Raw genomic sequence first — 20768 nt, forward strand, 5'->3', positions numbered from 1 at the left:
AATAGGTTTCCTTACAAAGCGCCTTTAGTGGACGGAAGTATTCCCTGCATGCGAGGGTCAAGCTCTGTCGCCATACGCAAAGTACGTCCGAACGACTTAAAGATAGTCTCTGCAATGTGGTGAGCATTTCGGCCGCGAAGGTTATCAAGGTGAAGCGAAACCTGTGCGTGGTTTACAAACCCTTGGAAAAACTCATGGAATAGGTCAGTATCAAATTTGCCAAGGCTGGCACGTTTGTAGTCAACGTTATCGATAAGAGAAGGGCGGCCACAGAAGTCGATGACAACGCGTGACAAAGCTTCATCTAACGGTACATAAGAATGTCCGTAGCGACGAATGCCTTTTTTGTTACCAATGGCTTTAGCAAATGCTTGTCCAAGCGTGATACCAATATCTTCAACCGTGTGGTGATCATCGATATGCAAATCACCTTTAGCCGTGATCTCAAGATCAATCATGCCGTGACGAGAAACTTGCTCAAGCATATGCTCTAGGAAAGGAACACCTGTATCAAAGCGAGACTTACCTGTCCCATCAAGATTTACAGATACTGTTATCTGTGTTTCCAAAGTATCGCGTTCAATGGTTGCGGTACGTTCTGCCATAGTCTTTTGCCTCAATAAATATGTTCATATGATAACACAAGATAATGGACGGATAACCCTACCCCAATGATCGTGTGCTAGCATTTATTGCTAATAATATGGGTGTGATAATGGCTAAGACAAGGTGTCTTTCTCGGCCTAGGAGCGATCAGAAACGGTAGTGTGCGCCTATGCCGATTGCAAACTTTGAGTAGTCGTAGTTATCAAACTCAGCAGTATTCATATCCAGCTCAAAACTCCAAGTGATCGGCGGGAAGCCAGCGTCAAGGTTCTGCCAGTCGTATTCCATGCCAATACCTGCACCAACGCCGAATTCATTTTCACCAGCGAAATCGTCATCTTCCCATGTATATAGACCTGCGCTTACATAAGCGTATGCATCCCACTTTTGGTCAGTGGCTAGGTGGTAACGACCACGAAGCGTGTAGTTAGACACGTCACCGAATACACCGACAATTGCCTGTGCTGACAACTTATCTGAAATTTCCATTCGGCCACTAAACCCGCTGGACTCAACAGTGTATTGATAACCAAAAGCAAACTTATCTTTCGTGATTTTGCTATCAGCCGCGTGACTGCTAGTGAAGCAAGCAGCTGATAAAAGCACTACTGAAGTAGCCTGAATTAGTTTGTTATTCTTAAGTGACATTGTTATCTCTATTCCCATATTGAGTAATTACATTATCTATGCGGCTAGTTACAGAGACAAGGTTTACCTCATCAGTGGACTCAATCGCAAATAATCTGACTATATTGCTGAAAAAAAGCCCAGCCAATATTCATACTATAGTGAAATAGTGGAGACATTATGGAGATGAAATTCACCTACAAAATTAAAATGAACCTGTTTTTCGAGTGTTCAAAATTAATCCTTAATATTTCATTAATATTATTTTTTAATGGTACCTTTCGTCTCAAAATGAGTCAAAAGCGGGTTTTGTTGCTATTAGGAGACACTTTGGTGGTGATTTTTGGTTTAAATACAACGTATTCGGCTTGTATAAGAAAAAACCCCGCTATAGAATTCAGTTTCTTTAAGTCGTGACCCCGAGTTTTTTTAATGGGGCTAAAAATATGAATGTAATTTTGTTAAAACGTTTGATGATGTTGGCACTTGTCACAATGTTCCTGCCACTATCTAACGTTGCTCTTGCACAAGACAAATCTGAATCTTACGATAGTAAACAATTGATTCGTGATGTTGCGATTCTTTATAGAAAACACAAGCTAGAACTTTTAGCAGACCAGTTGAATGAAAAGGTAGCAGCTACTTCAAAGGCTAATAAGCCTTCAAAAGTTGCAAAGAAGTCGGTCGCTAAGAAAAAGCTAACCGTTGCAAAAGCAAAGAAATCTAATAAGTATTTGGTCAAAGCAGCAGGGTCTTCGAAACGTTATAAGACAATGACTGTTGAAGCGACTGCATACACGTCTCATGCAAACCAAACTGACAGTACGCCAAATATTGCAGCTTGGAATGATCGCTTAAAGCCAGGTATGAAAGTTATTGCCGTGTCTCGTGACATGCTTAACAAGTACGGCATGAAGCACCGCACTAAAGTCCGTATTAAGGGCTTGGATGGCGAGTACCTTGTTCTAGATAAGATGAACAAGCGTTGGAAGAAAAAGATCGATATCTACATGGGTAAAGATCTGAAAAAGGCGTTCAAATGGGGACGCAAAAAAGTTGAAATAGAGTGGCAATAACCTCGTCAGCTTGATATGTAGCGACAGAAGAAGCCCCTACTCGAAAGAGTCAGGGGCTTTTTTGTGTCTTAAACTTTTGTAATCGTGAATGAGTTTTACAAAAAAGAAACAATAGGAATTTTATTAGCTGCTATATTTATAGAATAAATTGAGAAGCATTGTGAACGAATATAAATAGCTTTGCTCCAATAGTAATCAGTAATGTTTGTCAGGGAGTGTCAAATGGTGCGGAACAGCTTTAAATTAGCCGGTCTACTTTTATGTGTCAGCGCAGTGTTGAGTGGTTGTCAGGGAGCTGAGGCAGATACCGAGGTTGTTAGTACAACCCCTGCAGAGGCACCATTAGTTCCGGAAGTGCCGTCAGTGCGAGTGACTGAGTTTAACTGGGCTGAAGTCAGTGGTCAGCGCACCAAAGGAATGATTCCACGTAACTCACCTGTCCGTATCACCTTTAACCGCCCCGTGATAGCACCTGAGCGAGTCGGCAAGACCGCTGCTAGAGTGATTAAGCTAACACCCAAAGTTGAGGGTGAGGCGACATTCATTTCGACCAGTGAATTAGTCTTCGTTCCTAAAGAAGCACTCACCTCCGGTGCTAAGTACACGGTAGATGTGGCACCTGATGGATTGATCGGTATTCCTTCTAATGCTTTGCCGCACCGTTTTGACTTCTCGGTGATACCGTTTGAATACGAAGTAAAAACCAACCCTTTGTTTGCAACAGCGAATACGGGCAAGGAAATGACGCTAACAGGAAGCCTCCTAACGTCAGATCGGGTGATGCCTGACGACGTTAAAAAGATGTTCAAGGCGACGTATCAAGGAAAGACGTTACCCATCCAATGGCAGTTCAGTGATGATGGAAAGCGTAGCGCTTTTACGATTGCTGACGTGACACGCGAAACCTTCGCCACTGACATTAAATTAGCGTGGGATAGCCAATACATCGGTATTGAAAAGATCGCTTCCCAATATGTCGCTGTGCCAGTACTTAATCAGTTTGAAATAATCGACGTTGCTGTGCTCAATGACGAAGGAACCAACCCATTCGTTCAAATCAGTTTTACTGAGCCGTTAGACAGTGAGGTTAACCTACAAGGGTTAGTTCAGATCAAAGGGCAAGACTCAAAAAGTTACACGGTGCGTGCGGAAGGCAGTCGTATCAAAATCTTCCCAAAACAAAACTTAGCGGGTGACTACGAGGTTGTTATCAATCCGGGTGTGCGTAGTGAAGGTGGAATTTCTATCAAGGAGACGATCAAAAAGACCGTTGCCTTTAGCTTGTTAAAACCTAAAGTTGAGTTTGTTGGTAATGGTTCTATCTTGCCAGACAACAGTCAGCTTCAAATCCCATTTAGAGCAGTAGCTGTGAATGGCGTTGAAGTCACCGCTTTTGAAATTTACCCAGACAATGTCGGTCAGTTCTTACAAAATAACGCAATCACGGGTGGTGAAGAAACCGGTCGTGTGGGTCGTTACTTGTGGCGTAAAACATTACCGTTAAATGCTGCAAACCATGATCAGTGGAACGATTACTCGATCGACGTCACTGACTTGATGAAAGACTACAACGGTAGCTTGATTCGTTTGGAGCTATCGGTTAATCGCAGTCACTCTACCTACAAATGCGAAGGGGTGACGCCAGCGGCGATTGCACAGCCACTGATGAACCACGAAGACGATGGAGAAGTTCAAGCAAGCGGCTGGGACGGTATTAGTGATTGGCAGCAAAATAACGATGACTATAACTGGCGAGAACGTAACGACCCATGTTCACCTTCTTACTTCACCGCTCATGAGGATGACGTCACCGCGAGCAATAATTTTGTAGCAAGTAACATCGGTCTGATCGCTAAGCAAGATGGTCACGGCAACTTACACGTAGTATCGACAGACTTACGTGACGCTAAGCCACTGACAGGCGTTGAGTTAGAGGTTCGTAACTACCAAGGTCAAGTGTTAGCGGAAGCAGTCACAGATGGCAAAGGTTTCGCTGATGTGAAGCTTGAAAAAACACCTTTCTTATTAGTGGCTAAGAAGTTTGCAGACACAGCTTACTTAAAACTTAATGCCCGAACTGCTTTAACCGTCAGCCACTTTGATGTGGGCGGCAGCAAGATTGAAAATGGTCTGAAAGGGAGCATTTACGGAGAGCGTGGTGTTTGGCGTCCCGGTGATGAGATTTATCTGACCTTTGCGTTGTTTGATAAAGATAAGAAACTCCCTGCGAACCACCCAGTGACGATGCAGCTGATTGACCCAAGAGGTCGAGTCACTGCGTCAAAGACTAGCACCAAGTCAGTCGGAGACCTTTACCCATTTATCTTTAAGACTAATGAAAAAGACCCAACCGGTAATTGGATTGCCAGAGCACGTTTGGGTGGTAGTACGTTTAGTAAAAGTCTAAGCATTGAGACAGTGCGTCCAAACCGCTTGAAGGTGGAGTTGGACTTTGGCGCTGAAACGATTTACCAAGGTGATGGTAACCCTGAAGGTGTTCTGAGTAGTCAGTGGTTGCATGGCGCAACCGCTGAAGACTTGAAAGCGGATATCTCGGTGCGTTTTAGTAGTAAGCCGACTAAGTTCACACGTTTCAGCGACTACAGTTTTGATGACCCTGCACGTAACTTTAGCAGCTCAGATACGGCGGTATTAGAAGGGCGTTTGGATAAAGACGGTAAGTTGAAGTTTAAGAAAGACTTCTCACCGAAGTCGCAATCGCCTGGCATGTTACGTGCGCGATTTACCAGTCGAGTGTTTGAAAACAGTGGTGCGTTTAGCATCAGTCAGCAGAGCATGGACTACCACCCATATGAAAACTACGTGGGTGTGAAGTTGCCGAAAGGTGATGCGCAGCGTGGCATGTTACTGACTGACACCAAGCACACGGTGAAGATCGGTACATTATCCGCACATGGCGAGCCTGTCGGTATCAAGAAAGTACGTGTGAGTTTATTCAAAATTGATTGGAAGTGGTGGTGGGACAAGTCACCGGATTCTCTCGCTCAGTATGCAGACAGTGAAAGCGCTGCCAAGCTACAAGAAAGCATCATTAGCACAACTAATGGTGAAGGTGAGTGGGACTTTGAAATCAAATACCCAGAGTGGGGTCGCTACCTTGTGCGTGCCTGCGACATCAATGGCAAACACTGTGGTGGTAAAATTATGTACGTGGACTGGCCGGGTTGGGCAGGTCGCGCACAGGAAGAAGGTAGTGGTGCAGCCAGTCGTCTAAACCTATTTAGTGATAAGGAAGCTTACCTTGTTGGCGAGACTGCGGTTATCCAGCTACCGGCTGCGACGGAAGGTCGTGCGTTGTTGAGCGTTGAAACAGGTAGTGAAATATTAAGTCAGCAATGGGTCGAGTTCACCGAGAAACGAACCAAGGTTGAGCTACCGATTACGGCTGCAATGTCGCCAAATGCGTACATACACATCACCTTATTACAGCCACACAAAGATAAGCAGAATGAGCGTCCATTGCGCTTGTACGGCATTATCCCGATTGAAGTGGCAGACCCTGAGACTTATCTGAAACCTGTTATTGAAGCAGCGGATGAGTGGAAGCCAGAGTCAACACAGAAGATTACGGTCACGGAGTCTGCTGGCAAATCGATGAGCTATACGCTTGCGGTGGTGGATGAAGGTTTGCTAGGTCTAACTAACTTTAAAACACCTAACTTGCACCGTCAGTTCTACGTAAAAGAAGCGCTGGGTGTCAAAACATGGGATTTATATGATTCTGTGATTGGCGCTTACAACGGCAACTTAGAGCGTATGTTGGCTATCGGTGGTGGTGATGGCGCAGAAGCTGACCCTGATGCGGGCCGTAAGCGTCGTTTCCCTCCTGTTGTGAAAGTGCTGGGGCCATTCAACTTGAAGGCTGGCGAGACGGCCACTCACGACGTTGAGTTACCTGCTTACATTGGTGCAGTGCGACTGATGTTGGTTGCGGCTAATGAAGGCGCGTTTGGTCAAACGTCTAAAGAAGTGTTTGTTCGTCAGCCGTTGATGATGCAAGCAAGCTTGCCACGCGTACTGGGTACTGATGAAACGTTTGATGTCCCAGTGACATTATTTGTGACGGATGAAAGTCTGAAAGAAGTGACGATTCATGTTGAAACAGATGCCTTTGTACAGTCGGTTGGCTCGACAACGCAGCTTATTAAGTTTGATAAGACGGGTGAGCAGATTGGTTTCTTACGTTTGAAAACCAACCAGCAAGTCGGTCAAGCGCGTTTGAAATTTACCGCGGTCAGTGGTGAGAACCGTTCTGAGTCAGAACTGTTTATTGATGTGCGTCAGCCAAATGTTGAAACCACACGAGTAGTGACTCAGACCATCGAGCCGGGTGCAACATGGCTACAAGACATAGAGCCCTATGGTTTGAAAGGAACGAATAGCGCATCTATAGAGCTGTCTGCTGTGCCTGCACTAAATCTTGAACGTCACTTGAACCACTTGATGCGTTACCCACATGGTTGCCTTGAGCAAACGACCTCGGCGGCATTCCCGCAGTTATATTTGAGTCGCTTGATGGACTTGGGTGATGAGCGTGCTAAGAAGACTCAGTCGCACGTTGCATCAGCGGTTGAGCAAATGCGTAAGTTCCAAAACGCGCAGGGTGACTTCAATTATTGGCAAGGTGGCAACACTAATAACAAGTGGGCGAGTATTTACGCGGGTCATTTCTTAGTGGAAGCACAGAAGCTGGGTTACTTGATTCCACCGACTGTCTTGTCGAATTGGTTAACTTACCAAAGCACCGAGGCACAACGTTGGGAGCAAGCAATTGACACCAATGACTCTCATACTCAAGCGTATCGTTTGTATGTGTTGGCGTTAGCGGGTAAGGCGCAAATGAGTGCTATGAACCGTTTACGTGAGTCGGTTGAGCTCAACAAGAAAGCACGTTGGATGTTGGCGTCAGCGTACCAAACGATTGGTCAGCCAGATGCTGCAAACAGTGTGATTGAAGGTCTGCAACCTACCGTTGAAGCATCACAGAAACGTGACGAAACCTTTAGCTCAACGTTGGGTAACTTAGGTATTCAGTTGGAAAACTTGGTGGCTTTGGATAAGACTGAAGGTGCAACGGTTATTCTAGAGCAGATCGCTAAAGAGCTAGGTAAAGATACATTCCAAAGTACTCAAGGTATTGCTTGGGCGCTCATGGGTGCATCACGTTATCTGGGTAACAACACGGACTTCTTTAAAGCCAACTACAGTGTGGGCGAGAAGGACAGTGTTGATATTCAGAGTAAAAAGCCGTTCTTCTCAACCAGTTTGACAGCGACTGAAAAAGCACCGTTGTCAGTGAGAAACACAAGTGGTGTACGTTTGTATGCGAGCTTGATCTCTAACGGTGTACCGCCTTTGGGTGATGAGAAAAACGTAAGTAAAGGCTTAGGTTTATCGGTGACTTATGGTGAGGACAATACTGATTGGTATAACTTACCGAGTGGTAGTCGTTTGCTTCAAGGGACTGATGTGAAGGTGGATGTAACAGTTAAAAACAACCTTGCTGACAAAGCAGAGTTTTTAGCACTCACCATTCCTGTTGCGGCAGGTTGGGAAGTACTCAACGACCTTGAGCAGCCGAAGACCAGCACCAAATATGACTATCGCGATCAACGTGATGACCGTGTTCACTACTACTTTGACCTTGAAAAAGGTGAAGAGAAAACCTTTAGCATCGTTGCAAATACAGCCTACCTTGGTCGGTTCTATGTGCCAGCAGTTCACGTTGAAGGAATGTATGACGGTGGCATGGCCGCACGAGAGCGCGGTCGTTGGGTGCGCACAGTCAGCTCAGAAGAGATGGCGAAGAGTGAGAAAAAGGCAGCGAAGACGCTGACGATTAAATCAACGCGTGCCACCTTGCATGATGCAGCGACCGATGAGAGTGCGACTAAAATGTACGTGATCACGGGTGATAAGGTGACACTGTTGTCTGAGTCGACCGATGCGGCAGGTGTGGTTTGGTATTTGATTCGTTTTGAAGGCAGTAAAGTCATTGAAAAGTGGATCAAAGCAGATACGACTGACTAAGTTACTCAGAACATGTTGAAGCGTGTGAAGTGGCGTTATCGGCTAATGCTGGTAACGCTGCTGGTGCTAGGTGCTTGGTTTTACCAGTGCCTACCAGAGCAGTTATTTAATGCCCCTTACTCCAGCATTGTGCTGAGCCGTGAGGGCAAGCTCATGGGCGCGCACATTGCGAAAGATGAGCAATGGCGATTCCCGCCAGTTGAGCAAGTACCTGACAAGTTTGCCGCGAGTATTATTGCCTTTGAAGATAAGCGTTTTGAGCAGCATATCGGAGTTGATCCGATGGCGGTGGCGCGTGCGACTTATCTAAATATCACGCAAGGTCGAGTCGTCAGTGGCGCTAGTACGCTCTCCATGCAAGTGATTCGTCTGTCTCAACAAAACCCACCGAGAACACTTTGGAATAAGCTCTTTGAAGCAGGTAGAGCGCTGCGCTTGGAGACTCGTTTTAGCAAGCGGGAAATACTAAACCTTTACGCAAGTCATGCCCCTTTTGGCGGTAATGTCGTTGGATTAGAAGCCGCTGCGTGGCGATACTTTGGGCGTGGTGCAGATAAGTTATCGTGGGCTGAAAGTGCCATGTTAGCCGTCCTGCCAAACAGTCCAGGATTGATTCATGTGAGCCGCTCACGTGCTCGGTTGAAAGCAAAGCGCGATCGCTTATTACTAACACTCAAACAACAGCAGACTCTTTCTGAGTTGGACTACAGCTTGGCCGTGGCCGAGTCCTTGCCGCTAAAACCTGAGCCATTACCGCGTTTAACACCTCACTTGCTCGACACTCTCAACGCTCAACACCAGCAGCAAGCGACGAACACACCCCCTCGTTTTGAGACGACACTCAACCGAAGTCTGCAACGCTCAGCGATGCAAATAGCCAAGCACCACGGTGATACTTTGGCGCTGCGTGGCGTCAATAATTTAGCGATGATGGTGATTGATAATAAAACTTTTGAAGTGCTCGCTTATGTAGGGAACACACCGACTGAGCGGGCGAATAAACACGGCCAAGCGATTGACCTAGTACAGCGTCCTCGCAGTACTGGCAGCACCTTAAAACCATTTTTGTTTGCCAGTATGATTCAGAGTGGTGAAATATTACCTGAAACCTTGGTCTCAGATACACCGGTTCGTTACTCCGGTTATCGCCCTAAAAACTTCAACCGTGACTTTCATGGTGCAGTAGTAGCGCGTGCAGCCTTGGCTAGTTCGCTAAATATTCCCGCGGTAAATATGTTGAGTTATCACGGTGTGGAGCGTTTTCTCGATACCTTAAAGCAGATGGGTTTAAAGCACTTGCATCGAAATGCGCGCGACTATGGTTTACCACTGATACTAGGTGGTGCAGAAGCAAGCCTGTGGGAATTGACAGGGTTGTTTGCCAACTTATCGTCTATTGCTCAACAAAACGCGACGGAGGACTGGCGGTTTTACCGTGACGCGACATGGTTAAAAGACCCTGATAAACCATCAGATATTTCGACAAAATCAACAAGAAGCAATCGTATAAACAACATCAGTCCAGCGAGTGCGTGGATGACGTTACAGTCGTTACTTGAAGTCTCGCGCCCCGGAAATGCAGGCTACTGGAAACGTTTTAACAGCACTCACAAAGTCGCCTGGAAAACAGGGACAAGCTTTGGTTTTCGTGATGCGTGGGCTATCGGCACAACACCGCAATACACGGTTGGCGTGTGGGTCGGTAATGCGTCAGGCGAAGGGCATCCGGGTGTCACGGGTGTCCAAGTCGCCGCGCCAATGATGTTTGATATGTTCAATCGTTTATCGGTCGATGGCAGCTGGTTTGAAAAACCTATTTGGCAAATGAAAACAGTCAAACTCTGCAAAGACGACGGCTTTCTCGAGAATGATTTGTGTGATGGTGTTGATTACCAAATACCAAGTGGCAGTCATTTCGAGCGCACCTCACCAAACCACCAACGGATACATGTGGTTGAAGAGGGCGACAAACTATGGCGCGTGCACAGTGGCTGTGAGTCAGTCGCGAAAATGCAACGTCGTAACTGGTTTGTATTACCGCCCGATCAAGCGTTCTATTACCGCCAGTTTAATGCTAACTACCAACCGTTACCTGAGTGGCGAGCAGACTGCCAGCTTAGTGCGCAGTCGATGGTGAATGAAAATCCGATATCCCTGATTTATCCACGTAGTAATACACAGGTGTATATTCCTAAAGACCTTGCTAATGAGCGTAGTAAAGTTGTGTTTAAGGCGGTACATCGAAACCCTAATGCACAGTTATTTTGGCACTTGGATAATACGTTTTTGGGTACGACGCAGGACTTCCACCAACAAGCGGTTTGGGTGAATGCGGGTATGCATACGGTCACGCTAGTGGATGAAAATGGGCAAGAAGTATCGCAGCGGTTTGAGGTGTTGAGTGACGAATAACTATTTACCGGATCTTGAAATATTGAGGGACTTATCATTAACGAATTAATACAAGCTATCTGGCTCGGTATTGCTGGTATCGACCCTGTTGGGGCGATAGTGGTATTTTCAGCAATCCATCTTGGAATTAGTCGAAATAAGATCATCGCGCTTACGGTAAGCGCATTCGTTTTCACGGTTGCGGCTGGAGTGATAATTACTGCTGTCGGTAGCAATTTTTTGCTTGTGGAAGCGGAGTCAGAGCCAGGTGCTATTTGGGCTTATCTTGAAATTGCGGTGGCTATTCTTCTTGGGTACTGGCTCTTGAGCAAACTATTAGGGAAGCGTGATTTCGAGAAAAAGGAAAAGAAGCAGCTGCCTGTTGAGGGTTCAATTGCCGTGTATGCGTTATCTGGTGCTGCGCTCTCAATCCCTTCAGTGTTTGATCCCACCTTTATCGCTACTGCGGTTGTCGTGGCAGACAATAATGATGTGATGTTAAGCACCGCAGTGTTCACACTTTGGACCTTGATCAGTCAGTTTATGTTGTTTGTTTTGGTCGTTGCTTACCTTAACGGTAGAGAAAAACCGCTTGTAGATGCAACACTATTATTTTGGAAACGACATGGACGCCTATTGACGAATTTATTATATGTTATAGGCGCATTGCTTGTGTTGTTGCTGTTGATGGATGCAGGTTACTACATAGTAAAGGGCCACTATTTTTCATTGTAAGACTAAATGTCGAATAGCTGGAACTCAACCTAGAGTCTGACTTAACAATACCGCAACACTGACAGGTAAAAAGTATTCATAAGTGAAATGTATTGAGTGAAGGTAAGTAGTGGACACAATGTGTGACCACTATCTTTATTAGTTTATCGTCTCCAAGTCGTATAGCCGATGTGTAAATTACCGGGGCTTGCACCAGCAGCTCGGTTCACACGGAATTGGGCATAACGTCCTTCATTGGTCTTTACGCACACATAACTACCTACAGGAATTCTCGGTAGCGGAATAGGTATCGCACGTAGCGTTCTATTCTTACAGCCGTCACGTCCTACTGAACGGGTACCTGCAATGCCAATCGTCGCACCGTTTCTGGGTGTAATAAATCGGCGCGTTGCGGTTTGTGCTTGGAACCAAATATCAGCGCCTTGTGATCTCACTTGACCATAATCCAGATCCACCAAGTAGGTTTGTGGAATCACCAGCGGGCCTGTTCTCAGCGTACGTGCGGGCTGCACTTTGTCTTTACACAAAAAGTCACGCGACCTAGGTTGGCAAATCTTTGTGGTTGGCTCTAAACGCATGGTCCAGAATGCTGCATGATTGCCGTACTTACAGACTAGGGTGCGTTTGCCTCCGATCATTTGAACAGCCGTTCCCTGCAAGTTGTTGACGTAGGGTGTTCGCCACCAGCCACCGAGTAGGCCTGTCGTCATTTGTACTCGTGCTTGGGTCACTGGGCAATTGATTACGCTGGTTGCAGCGTGAGCTAGCGAGCTATAAAAGCCCGAAGCCGTCAATACGAATAGGATCGAAAATAACTTCCTCATATGATTCTCCTCGTTGCTTTGTCGATTAAAAATGTCTATCGACTTGCTATAAGAGTAGTACATGTTTTTTTAAGGTGTTTTCAATTAAGTTGTAACGTCACTTTAGTGACGTGTAAATGACTCACAGAATCACCCAAATGGCAGTGCATCCAGGTAATTCAATTACGTCACTCGTGGATGTTCGGGAAGAGCAGAGACAGGCAACAGCAAGGAAGCGAAGCTGTTAAAGGTCATTGATAGACTATTGCCACTTCGCCATAACATGATTATGCGGTTGAGTAGAGTTGGTGGTTTGCTTGTATTTATTACTCAGCGGGAACAGTTGCATGACTGGAAACGGCCCCAATCCATAAACAATCTTATATAACTGCAAGTCCTCATTACCAAAAAACATTTGATCTTGTGTCGCAAGGTAATCAAAGTCTTTTTGTAGCTGAGAAAATTGCTCTTGAAGCTGGGCAATACTTGATGGCCTCATCAAACGGCTGCCCGCTGAGAAGCAATATTCAGGGTCGTTGTTATTACTAATGCAGTGGCTAATGAAGTTCTTATTTGCCTTCTTAATATGATCACTTAATGGGCCATGAAAGCGTAAGCGAATCGGTAATGACACGCTGAAGCGAATATCATTGTTTTCCAATATTTCCAGCACATCGAGCTTCTCTAATTCTCTGAGGTAGCTATAAAGTTGACTGTCAGTGAGTCTGTATTCTTCAGCGATCTTTTGCGGGCTAATGTGAGAGATTAGCAATACTAAAAAGGCAAAGAGGTCAGGGTGTTTGGCGATCTCCTTTTCGATCTCAATGGGAAGGTATTGTGCTGAACTCTGCATGCGTTCCTGCATGGCAACCAAGTCACTAAAGCTCATACCAATGACCGAACAGATCTCAATCAAACGACTCATCTTGCAGTCTTTGTCTCTGAACAATCGTTTTATTGTTAACTCACTGACATCTAACGCTTCGCCAAGCTTTGCGTAGGTATAACCCTGAGACTTAAGTGCTTGGCGGAGTGTGACAAAGAGGTGCTCGCGATGCTGTTCATCATTCATGTTATGAACCTAAGAAACGTAGTTTAGTAGTCTTTTATGATACCTTTTTTAATTTAAATTTCAAAAAGTATCTTCTGTGTGATTCTTATCATCACTTTAACGAAGGAGATAGACATGAAATTTCGCCATACATTAACCGTTGCAGCATTTGCATTAGTAATTGCGCAGAGCCCTGTGATTGCCGCAGAAAAACTTTGGTCTTTATCAGGTTTTAACCAACCCGAGTCTGTACTCGCAGACACTACAAATAAGGTGCTCTACGTGAGTAACATCAATGGTTCACCGGTTGAGGCAACAGGAAATGGCTATATTAGTCGTGTGTCAGAGTTAGGTGATATTTTAGATCATAAGTGGGTAACGGGCTTAGGTTCACCTAAAGGAATGGCAAGTGCTAATGGCATGTTGTACGTCGCTGATCTGACGTTTTTACGCGTGATTGATATTGCTCAAGGCAAGGTTGTGAATAGCGTTGAAGTGGCCAATAGTAAAATGTTAAATGACGTAACGGTTGATGACGAAGGCAATGTCTACGTTACTGATTTATTAGCAGGCGGCATTTACCGTTATGCTGATAAAAAAATCACACGCTGGTTTGATCATGAAGATATTCCACACCCAAACGGCATTCAATATGACAAGGGTCAGTTGTTGATTGGTAGCTGGGGAAAGGATATTCAAAGCGATTTTACCACCAGCGAAGCAGGTAGCGTCTATCGCTTGGGCCTAAAAACCAAACGGTTAACCCTAGACGAAAAAGCTGAGCAAATCGGTAACTTAGATGGGATCAGTGTTTCAGGTGAGAATATTATTACCAACGACTGGATAAATGGCAATGTCTTTGAGGTAAGTAGTAGCGGAACAAAACTGCTGTTTAATGCGGGTAAGGGTGCTGCGGATACCTCTGTCATCGATGGTAAGTTGTATGTACCGATGATGATGGATAATAGAGTTGATGTGTATTCTTTGAAGCAATAAGCCGTAGTCCTAGCGCTGATGCTAGTCGCGGTGTTAATCAGCGAATGGATATCCTCGCGAGTATCTCAACCTAGAGGCGCTCAATCATATAGTTAGATTGAGCGCCTCTAGGCTTTCCACAGAAAGATGTTTATAGCAATTCCTCATAAGAAAGCCCTCTTTGTATTGTTGAATTTTAGCAAAGAGTTGCACTTGAAAGTTAGCATAGCTTTGGTAAAGGTTGCGTTTGATGTGGCGGCGTATTGCTAATAGCGGGGACTTTTATTGAAACATGTGTTTCCATTGAGTTATCAAAGAACAGGAAGAAAATATGAGCGAGATTCCTAACAACTCAAAGATCAGTTCTCACGTCGATGGTGCGTATTTTGCGGATTGCCACGCTACGGTTATTCCTTATGAAAACCAGTCAGCACTAGATACATTCTTGCAACAAGCGCGCGAAATGCCAGGCTGGATTAATGCGTTGATGTCTTTGCGTAATAAAGCGGTATCGAGGTTAGGCCTGAAAAACTTAGGTTCGTTTGCAGATGTAGAGCAAGGGAAAGCAAGTGCCGATTACAAGGTGGGTGACAGAGTTGGGATTTTCACATTATATGAAAATACGCATCATGAAGTGATTCTTGAAGATCAAGATAAGCATTTAGGTGTGAGGTTGTCGTTTTTTATTGAGCCAGAAGCGGGTGGAACTGCCAAAGTCCACGCAACCACAGTGGTTCATGTGAATAACACCTTGGGTAAGGTGTATATGTTTTTTGTCGCACCCGTTCATAAGGTGATCGTGCCAGCGACCCTTAAACGACTTAACGCTTAAAAACTATATCTAAACGTCTCTTCATCCTGTCCACGCATAACCGTAATCGATAACTGGTCAGAACTCACAAAGTTATACAGTGCTTGTTGAATAGTCGACGGGTCTTGCAAGCGCACACCATTTAATTCAGTCACCACATCACCCGGTCTAAAACCAACCTGATACAGCAGACGTAGTTTATTACTCAAGTGCAGTCGATAGCCTTTCACCTGACCGTTGATTAATAGCGGCTCAGGCGCAGCGTACTGAGCTAGCAAAGACGCATCATTAATAATATCTTCACGTAGCTTTCGTAAGTCACGCTGACCTAAGGTCTCACCACGGTTTTTACGAGGGTCAGAATTAGCCGCGGCATTCGTTTGTTGGGCACGAGCAGCGGCAAGGTTAGCCGAAACAGCGTTAGGCATGGTACGAACAGGTTTAGGTGTTGAGCCTTTCGGGGCAGGTTGGTCGCCATCTGCGAGGAATATTTCCTGACGCACACCACGATTATCCAGCACCACTTTATCCGCATAAATATCTAAGACTTTAACGCCACCAGCTAGCATATCGTTCTCAGAAAACATCTGCTGGTTACCACCTTCAACCGACATAATGGCAGAGGATTTGTTTTTCTTAGGCGCTGGCTTAAGTACTGCTGTCGGCTCACTGTCACCAAACAAATCACCTAAGTCAGCTTGTATCTGGCTAACCGCATCAAGTTTGGGAGCCACAATAGGTGTTGCTTTATAAGAGTCTTCAGAGCGTCCTGTCGCACGCTTACTTGACCAAATGCCGTGTAAGCTAATCTTGATAGGTGGCTCAGTTGGTTCGGGTGCAGCAACAGCCTGAGGCGCTTTAGGCGTAGGTCGCTTGACCACTGGTGCAGTACGTTTCACTTCACCAAACATATGATTATCGGCAATCACTTTGCCAAGGTTTGACTGCTGTTGTGTTTGTATCGGAGCGGGTGCGCTGAGTTTAGGCGCAGCAATCACATCTTCTGGTGGCGCTAAAACGACCCACAACAACTTTGCTAGTGTCGCAGAAAACGCAACGACTAGTAGGGGAGTCATTATTGCTGGTACACGCTGTATCAATGATTTGGTTTGATCTCTCATAACGCAGAGTCAGTCTCGGTGGTTAATTATCTGGGGGTGTTATTTTTGTTATCTCCCAAATAATTTAGGATTGCGAGCTATGCTAGCAGTGACCGCGCGACGATGTGAATATTTCTGACCTATGCGAACTAATCAGCGATAAAACACCCGTTTTACAAGTCACCCCAGTAGCTTTGACACAGTGCGATCCCAGCGATAACTGCCGTTTCAGCACGCAAAATACGTGGGCCAAACAGAATCGTCTGAACGCCTTGTTGCTGCATCAACTCAACTTCGTCTTCACGGAAACCCCCTTCTGGGCCAACCAATAAAGAAATAGGCTGTGAAGGTTTCTCTAAAGTATCCAAGCTTTCAGTCGCAGTCGGCAACATCGCCAAACGTAAGGTATCATCGTTTTGCATGAGGTAATCATTAAACGCCAGCGCGTCTAGCAACTCAGGCACACGCGTACGTCCAGACTGCTCGCAAGCGGCATGAATCACGCCTAACCAATGCGCTGCTTTTTTCTCTAAACGATTACCTTTCAGGTTTAAAACACTACGCGCAGCAATCACGGGTTGAATGCAAGTCACGCCCATTTCCACCGCTTTTTGTAGTGCGAAATCAAACTTATCCGACTTGATAAGGGCTAATACTAAGGTGATTTCTAACGGTGACTCGCGATCAATTTCATCATGTTTAGTGATCAATACCGTCGAGTTACGCTTATTTACTTCCGTAAAGTGAGCGTGGTACTCGCCGCCTTGGCCGTTGAATAAGATCAGTGCGTCATCGACTTTGCCGCGCAAAACCTGCACCGCATGACGGTGTAATTCTTCAGGGAGTGCAAGCTGCTCGTCACAGTTTAATGCTTGGTCGATATAATAACGGGGGATTCTCACGGATTCATTCCTAATGGCGAGTGTGGGTCATAGCAGTGAATAATAGCCTAAGCGATGGCAACAGTGGTAACCCAAATTGCATGGGTCACCAGCTGTCTTTAGTGACTGACCACGTCTAATTTATTCAGGACAAGGCAGTCCAAGCGCCAACCATTGCTCAAGCATCGCCACTGTTTTTTCTGCTGAAAATGGCGCTGGCTCGCGACCTAAACCAGGGTTCCAGCCCCAAGCTACTAGCGCATCATGACTAATGTGTTCTGCAAATGATGAGATGTCACGGCCACCGGTTTTACTCGGGTCTTTAACAATCGCACACAGCTCTTTTGATGACTTGTCCCACCAGATCATTTCCACTGGCGCTAGCGCCCAAACCTCTGCGCCCGGTGGGCCATGAGGTACGTCTGAGTTAGTTTTAGCATGGCAAGTTGTACACATCTGCTCGCCCGGTTTACCCATACGGGTCGCGGTTGCTTGAACATTCATGCCATGGACTTGGGTCTTTCCATAGTGCTTTCCAGACCAACGAGGACGGTCATCCGGAACGTGACAATTAACACAGCGTGGGTGAGATAAGACCTTATAAATATCACTCCAAACTTCCACACCTTTAGTTTTGTCTGCCTCGGTTTTAGGCACAATAGAAGACTGATCTATAGTCTCTACAGCCACTGCATTCGTTTCTGACACTACCTCAGTTGACGTTTCAGTCGCAGTTGTTTCGGTATTAGCCCAAACCATCGAGCCAGCTAGTAACAGACACCCCAGTGTCGTAACGACGATCAATGATGCTTTAATTTTCATAGCAGGTCTCCTTAGACGAAATCGACATGTTTATTCAACGGTAACTCACGAATCCGCTTGCCAGTCGCTGCAAAAATCGCATTGGCCAAGGCAGGGATGGAAGGAGGCGTGCCTGGCTCGCCAACACCTGTAATACGTGGGTTATTTTCCATAATGACGACTTCAATATCAGGGACTTGATGAATACGCATCGCAGGATAATCGTGGAAATTTGACTGAACCACCTCACCATTTTCAAACGTAATCTCACCGCTCATAGCAGAGGTTAATCCAAAAATAATGCCTGATTGGATCTGAGCCTCAATGTTGCGCGGATCAATTGCCGTACCTACATCCACCGCACAATAAATCTTATCAATTTTAATACCGCGATCAGTCATACTGACATCAATAATTTGTGCGGTATGAGCACCAAACGCAAGCGTGTAAGCGAAACCACGGCCGCCACCATTAGCCCCTTTACGCCCAGTCCAAGCGGCCATTTCAGCAACTTTCTCAACCACCTTGTTGCCAGTGGGTGCTAAGTCACCAAACATCTCTAAGCGCATCTCGATAGGGTCTAAGCCTTTGCTCTCGGCCATCTCATCCATAAAACTTTCATGCAAGAAGCCGTTATAAGACGCACCCACCGACCGCCAAAAGCCAACAGGAATATCCAGCTCTGGCGTGTAAGTTCTGATACGTACGTTTTCAATCGCATCCGGCTGTCCCGCTGTGCCTTCCGCAACCAATGGATCAGCACCCAGCGCAGGAGTTGGAGAGCGTTTTGACATAGACTTCATGATAGAAGGACTGGCAATTTGTACATCCAACGCACGCGGCTTTTTGTCGCCCATCACGCCTCTAAAGCGAGCAATAGCAGCAGGACGATACACATCGTGACGCATATCTTCTTCACGTGACCACGTCACTTTCACCGGTTTGCCATCCATTTGCTTAGCAATTTTATAAGCACTGGTAATGAAGTCAGTCTCAAAGCGTCGGCCAAAACCACCGCCTAAAAACGTCGTGTGAATATGTATTTGCTCAGCGGCCAACCCGCTTAACGCAATGATTGCATCACGGAACGCAGTCGGTGCTTGAGAGCCTGTCCAAATATCAATACGGTCATCTTTAACTTGTGCAACCGCTGTCATCGGCTCCATCGTCGCGTGCGCCAAATACGGCACACGATACTCTGCTTGAACCTGTTCGCCAGCATCCGCAAAGACTAATTCGACATCGCCTTTCTCGTCAAAACTACCATTAGGCTTAGCCGAAAAGCTGTCCTCATAGATTTTGAAAATACCTTCTTGGTCTTTAGGGTAAGACGGCTCATTCCACTCAACTTCAATCGCGTCAGCCGCTTTAAAGGCACGCCAAGTGTTATTTGCGACAACACCAAAACCGTTATCATCCAGAGTAATAATCTTCTCAACGCCAGCCATAGACTCAGCTTTACTGGTGTCAGACGACTTAATACCAGCACCAAAACGTGGACTCATTTTTACCGTCGCATGCAGCATGTCGAGCTGTTTTACATCAATAGCAAACTCAGCCGTACCATCCGTTTTAGCGGGAATATCAATCCGCGGCACCGACTTACCGATGTAGCGCCATTGAGAAGGGTCACGCAGTGGTGGCTCAGCAGGCGCCTCGATAGCCGCGGCTTTAACTGCTAAAGCCGTGTACGCAAGCTTTTCACCATTGGCTGGGTTGATGACGTAGCCATCTTCAGTTTTAAGCGTTGTCGCTTTAACGTTCCACTGTTGCGCTGCGGCAAGCGTCAAGGCTAACCGTGCACTTGCGCCCGCGCTACGCATTTTGACAAAACCATCCGGTGTCGACATAGAGCCACCGGTGATTTGCATGCCTAAAAACTTAGACGGGATTTGAGTCAGGTCACGGAAGACATTCGCCTTATCACTATGGTCATACATGTGCGCAGCCATCGCTTCCATCATGATGCCTACGTAGTAACTGTTACTGGCTGGGCCGTGCTCTGTTTTGATTGTTTTCCAGTCCAGATCCAGCTCTTCAGCAACCAACATGGCGAGTGTACTTTGAATACCTTGACCCATTTCAGCACGTGGCGTGATAACGGTGACGCCTTCCTGATCAATTTTGAGATAAGGATTGAGCGTCGCGAAGTCTGGTTGTGCCGCGTCATCACCGTCGAGTAACGGGTTAGGCAGCGCCTGTTTATACTTGTAAGTACCAAACACCACACCACCGACTATCGCAGCGGAAGCGACAAGAAAAGTTCTACGGGTAATTTTTCCTAAGGTGCTCATGCTCAAGCCTCCTTCATCGATTTGGCTGTTGCATGTATCGCCGCACGTATTCTAGGATAAGCACCGCAACGACAGATATTCCCCGCCATCGCGCGATCAATATCTTCGTCAGTCGGGTCAGGGTTAAAAGTCAGTAATGCGGTGGCAGACATGATTTGCCCAGACTGGCAGTAACCACATTGTGGGGTCTGATGTTCGATCCATGCTTCCTGAACTTTGCTCATCACATCTGGAGAACCGATGCCCTCAATGGTTGTGACTTTGCCGTTTACTTGACCCACAGGGTGAGAACAAGAGCGTACCGATTGGCCGTCAACATGGACTGTGCAAGCACCGCACTGTGCGATACCGCAACCAAACTTAGTGCCCGTTAAACCGATTTCGTCGCGTAACACCCACAGAAGCGGCATGTCTGCTTCAACATCGACATCGTGGTCTTTGCCATTTACATTAAGTTTCATAGAAGCGTTTCCTTATTTTTTAAGTCACAGACTGGTTAAAATAGATGTCTGTTTATTAGTCTAGTGTAGCTATTATCAGGTCGAGGGTAACTAGCATATTCCTCC

15 protein-coding genes are annotated in these 20768 nt (G+C 46.1%); 6 read left to right on the forward strand and 9 right to left on the reverse strand.

The features are described from left to right. Positions 1-11: 11 nt before the first annotated feature. Together hisB and DKT75_RS11940 are read right to left on the reverse strand one after the other, a co-directional pair. Positions 12-605, reverse strand: a complete 594-nt coding sequence (gene hisB / locus DKT75_RS11935) for an imidazoleglycerol-phosphate dehydratase HisB (RefSeq protein ID WP_109823667.1) — start codon at positions 603-605, stop codon at positions 12-14. A 148-nt stretch (positions 606-753) separates the two neighbouring features. Beyond that, positions 754-1254: a hypothetical protein gene (locus DKT75_RS11940; RefSeq protein WP_109823668.1), complete on the reverse strand. Its 501-nt coding sequence runs from the start codon at positions 1252-1254 to the stop codon at positions 754-756. A gap of 425 nt (positions 1255-1679) precedes the next feature. On the opposite strand from DKT75_RS11940, the gene DKT75_RS22280 reads away from it, so the two are divergent. The 4 genes from DKT75_RS22280 (at position 1680) to DKT75_RS11965 (ending at position 11486) form a co-directional block, all read left to right on the forward strand. Then, positions 1680-2309 (forward strand): 3D domain-containing protein, encoded by a 630-nt coding sequence (locus DKT75_RS22280; protein ID WP_245923193.1) that lies wholly within the window; start codon positions 1680-1682, stop codon positions 2307-2309. A gap of 222 nt (positions 2310-2531) precedes the next feature. Beyond that, complete coding sequence (locus DKT75_RS11955; RefSeq protein ID WP_158278854.1) at positions 2532-8360, forward strand: Ig-like domain-containing alpha-2-macroglobulin family protein; 5829 nt, start codon at positions 2532-2534, stop codon at positions 8358-8360. A 12-nt stretch (positions 8361-8372) separates the two neighbouring features. Further along, positions 8373-10772, forward strand: coding sequence for a penicillin-binding protein 1C (pbpC, locus tag DKT75_RS11960; RefSeq protein ID WP_109823671.1), 2400 nt, complete (start codon positions 8373-8375; stop codon positions 10770-10772). 99 nt (positions 10773-10871) lie between these two features. After that, positions 10872-11486 carry a hypothetical protein gene (locus DKT75_RS11965; protein ID WP_109823672.1) on the forward strand — a complete coding sequence of 205 codons (615 nt, stop codon included), beginning with the start codon at positions 10872-10874 and terminating at the stop codon, positions 11484-11486. Between the two features lie 143 nt (positions 11487-11629). Here DKT75_RS11965 and DKT75_RS11970 read toward each other — a convergent pair whose 3' ends face one another. Next, on the reverse strand, positions 11630-12310 hold the full coding sequence (locus DKT75_RS11970; protein WP_109823673.1) for a hypothetical protein: 681 nt from the start codon (positions 12308-12310) through the stop codon (positions 11630-11632). 241 nt (positions 12311-12551) lie between these two features. Beyond that, positions 12552-13361, reverse strand: coding sequence for a helix-turn-helix domain-containing protein (locus tag DKT75_RS11975; protein ID WP_109823674.1), 810 nt, complete (start codon positions 13359-13361; stop codon positions 12552-12554). 114 nt (positions 13362-13475) lie between these two features. Between DKT75_RS11975 and DKT75_RS11980 the strand changes: the two genes are divergently transcribed. Then, on the forward strand, positions 13476-14336 hold the full coding sequence (locus DKT75_RS11980) for an SMP-30/gluconolactonase/LRE family protein (protein ID WP_109823675.1): 861 nt from the start codon (positions 13476-13478) through the stop codon (positions 14334-14336). Positions 14337-14646: 310 nt separating this feature from the next. After that, the gene (locus DKT75_RS11985; protein WP_109823676.1) at positions 14647-15147 is read left to right on the forward strand and encodes a DUF2867 domain-containing protein; all 501 of its coding nucleotides are present in this window, start codon (positions 14647-14649) and stop codon (positions 15145-15147) included. Here the strand turns inward: DKT75_RS11985 and DKT75_RS11990 are convergent. The 5 genes from DKT75_RS11990 to DKT75_RS12010 all read right to left on the reverse strand — a co-directional run bounded on the left by DKT75_RS11990 (position 15144) and on the right by DKT75_RS12010 (position 20663). Beyond that, positions 15144-16247 carry a type II secretion system protein N gene (locus tag DKT75_RS11990; RefSeq protein WP_109823677.1) on the reverse strand — a complete coding sequence of 368 codons (1104 nt, stop codon included), beginning with the start codon at positions 16245-16247 and terminating at the stop codon, positions 15144-15146. The two genes, DKT75_RS11985 and DKT75_RS11990, sit on opposite strands and share 4 nt — an antisense overlap. Positions 16248-16399: 152 nt before the next feature. Further along, complete coding sequence (locus tag DKT75_RS11995; RefSeq protein WP_109823678.1) at positions 16400-17128, reverse strand: 16S rRNA (uracil(1498)-N(3))-methyltransferase; 729 nt, start codon at positions 17126-17128, stop codon at positions 16400-16402. Between the two features lie 120 nt (positions 17129-17248). Then, complete coding sequence (locus DKT75_RS12000; protein WP_211665395.1) at positions 17249-17929, reverse strand: hypothetical protein; 681 nt, start codon at positions 17927-17929, stop codon at positions 17249-17251. An 11-nt stretch (positions 17930-17940) separates the two neighbouring features. Beyond that, entirely contained in the window at positions 17941-20202 is a 2262-nt protein-coding gene (locus DKT75_RS12005; protein ID WP_109823679.1) for a xanthine dehydrogenase family protein molybdopterin-binding subunit, read from the reverse strand. Between the two features lie 2 nt (positions 20203-20204). Further along, complete coding sequence (locus DKT75_RS12010; protein ID WP_109823680.1) at positions 20205-20663, reverse strand: (2Fe-2S)-binding protein; 459 nt, start codon at positions 20661-20663, stop codon at positions 20205-20207. Positions 20664-20768: the final 105 nt, after the last annotated feature.

Source organism: Leucothrix arctica (assembly GCF_003172895.1).
GTDB lineage: Bacteria > Pseudomonadota > Gammaproteobacteria > Thiotrichales > Thiotrichaceae > Leucothrix > Leucothrix arctica.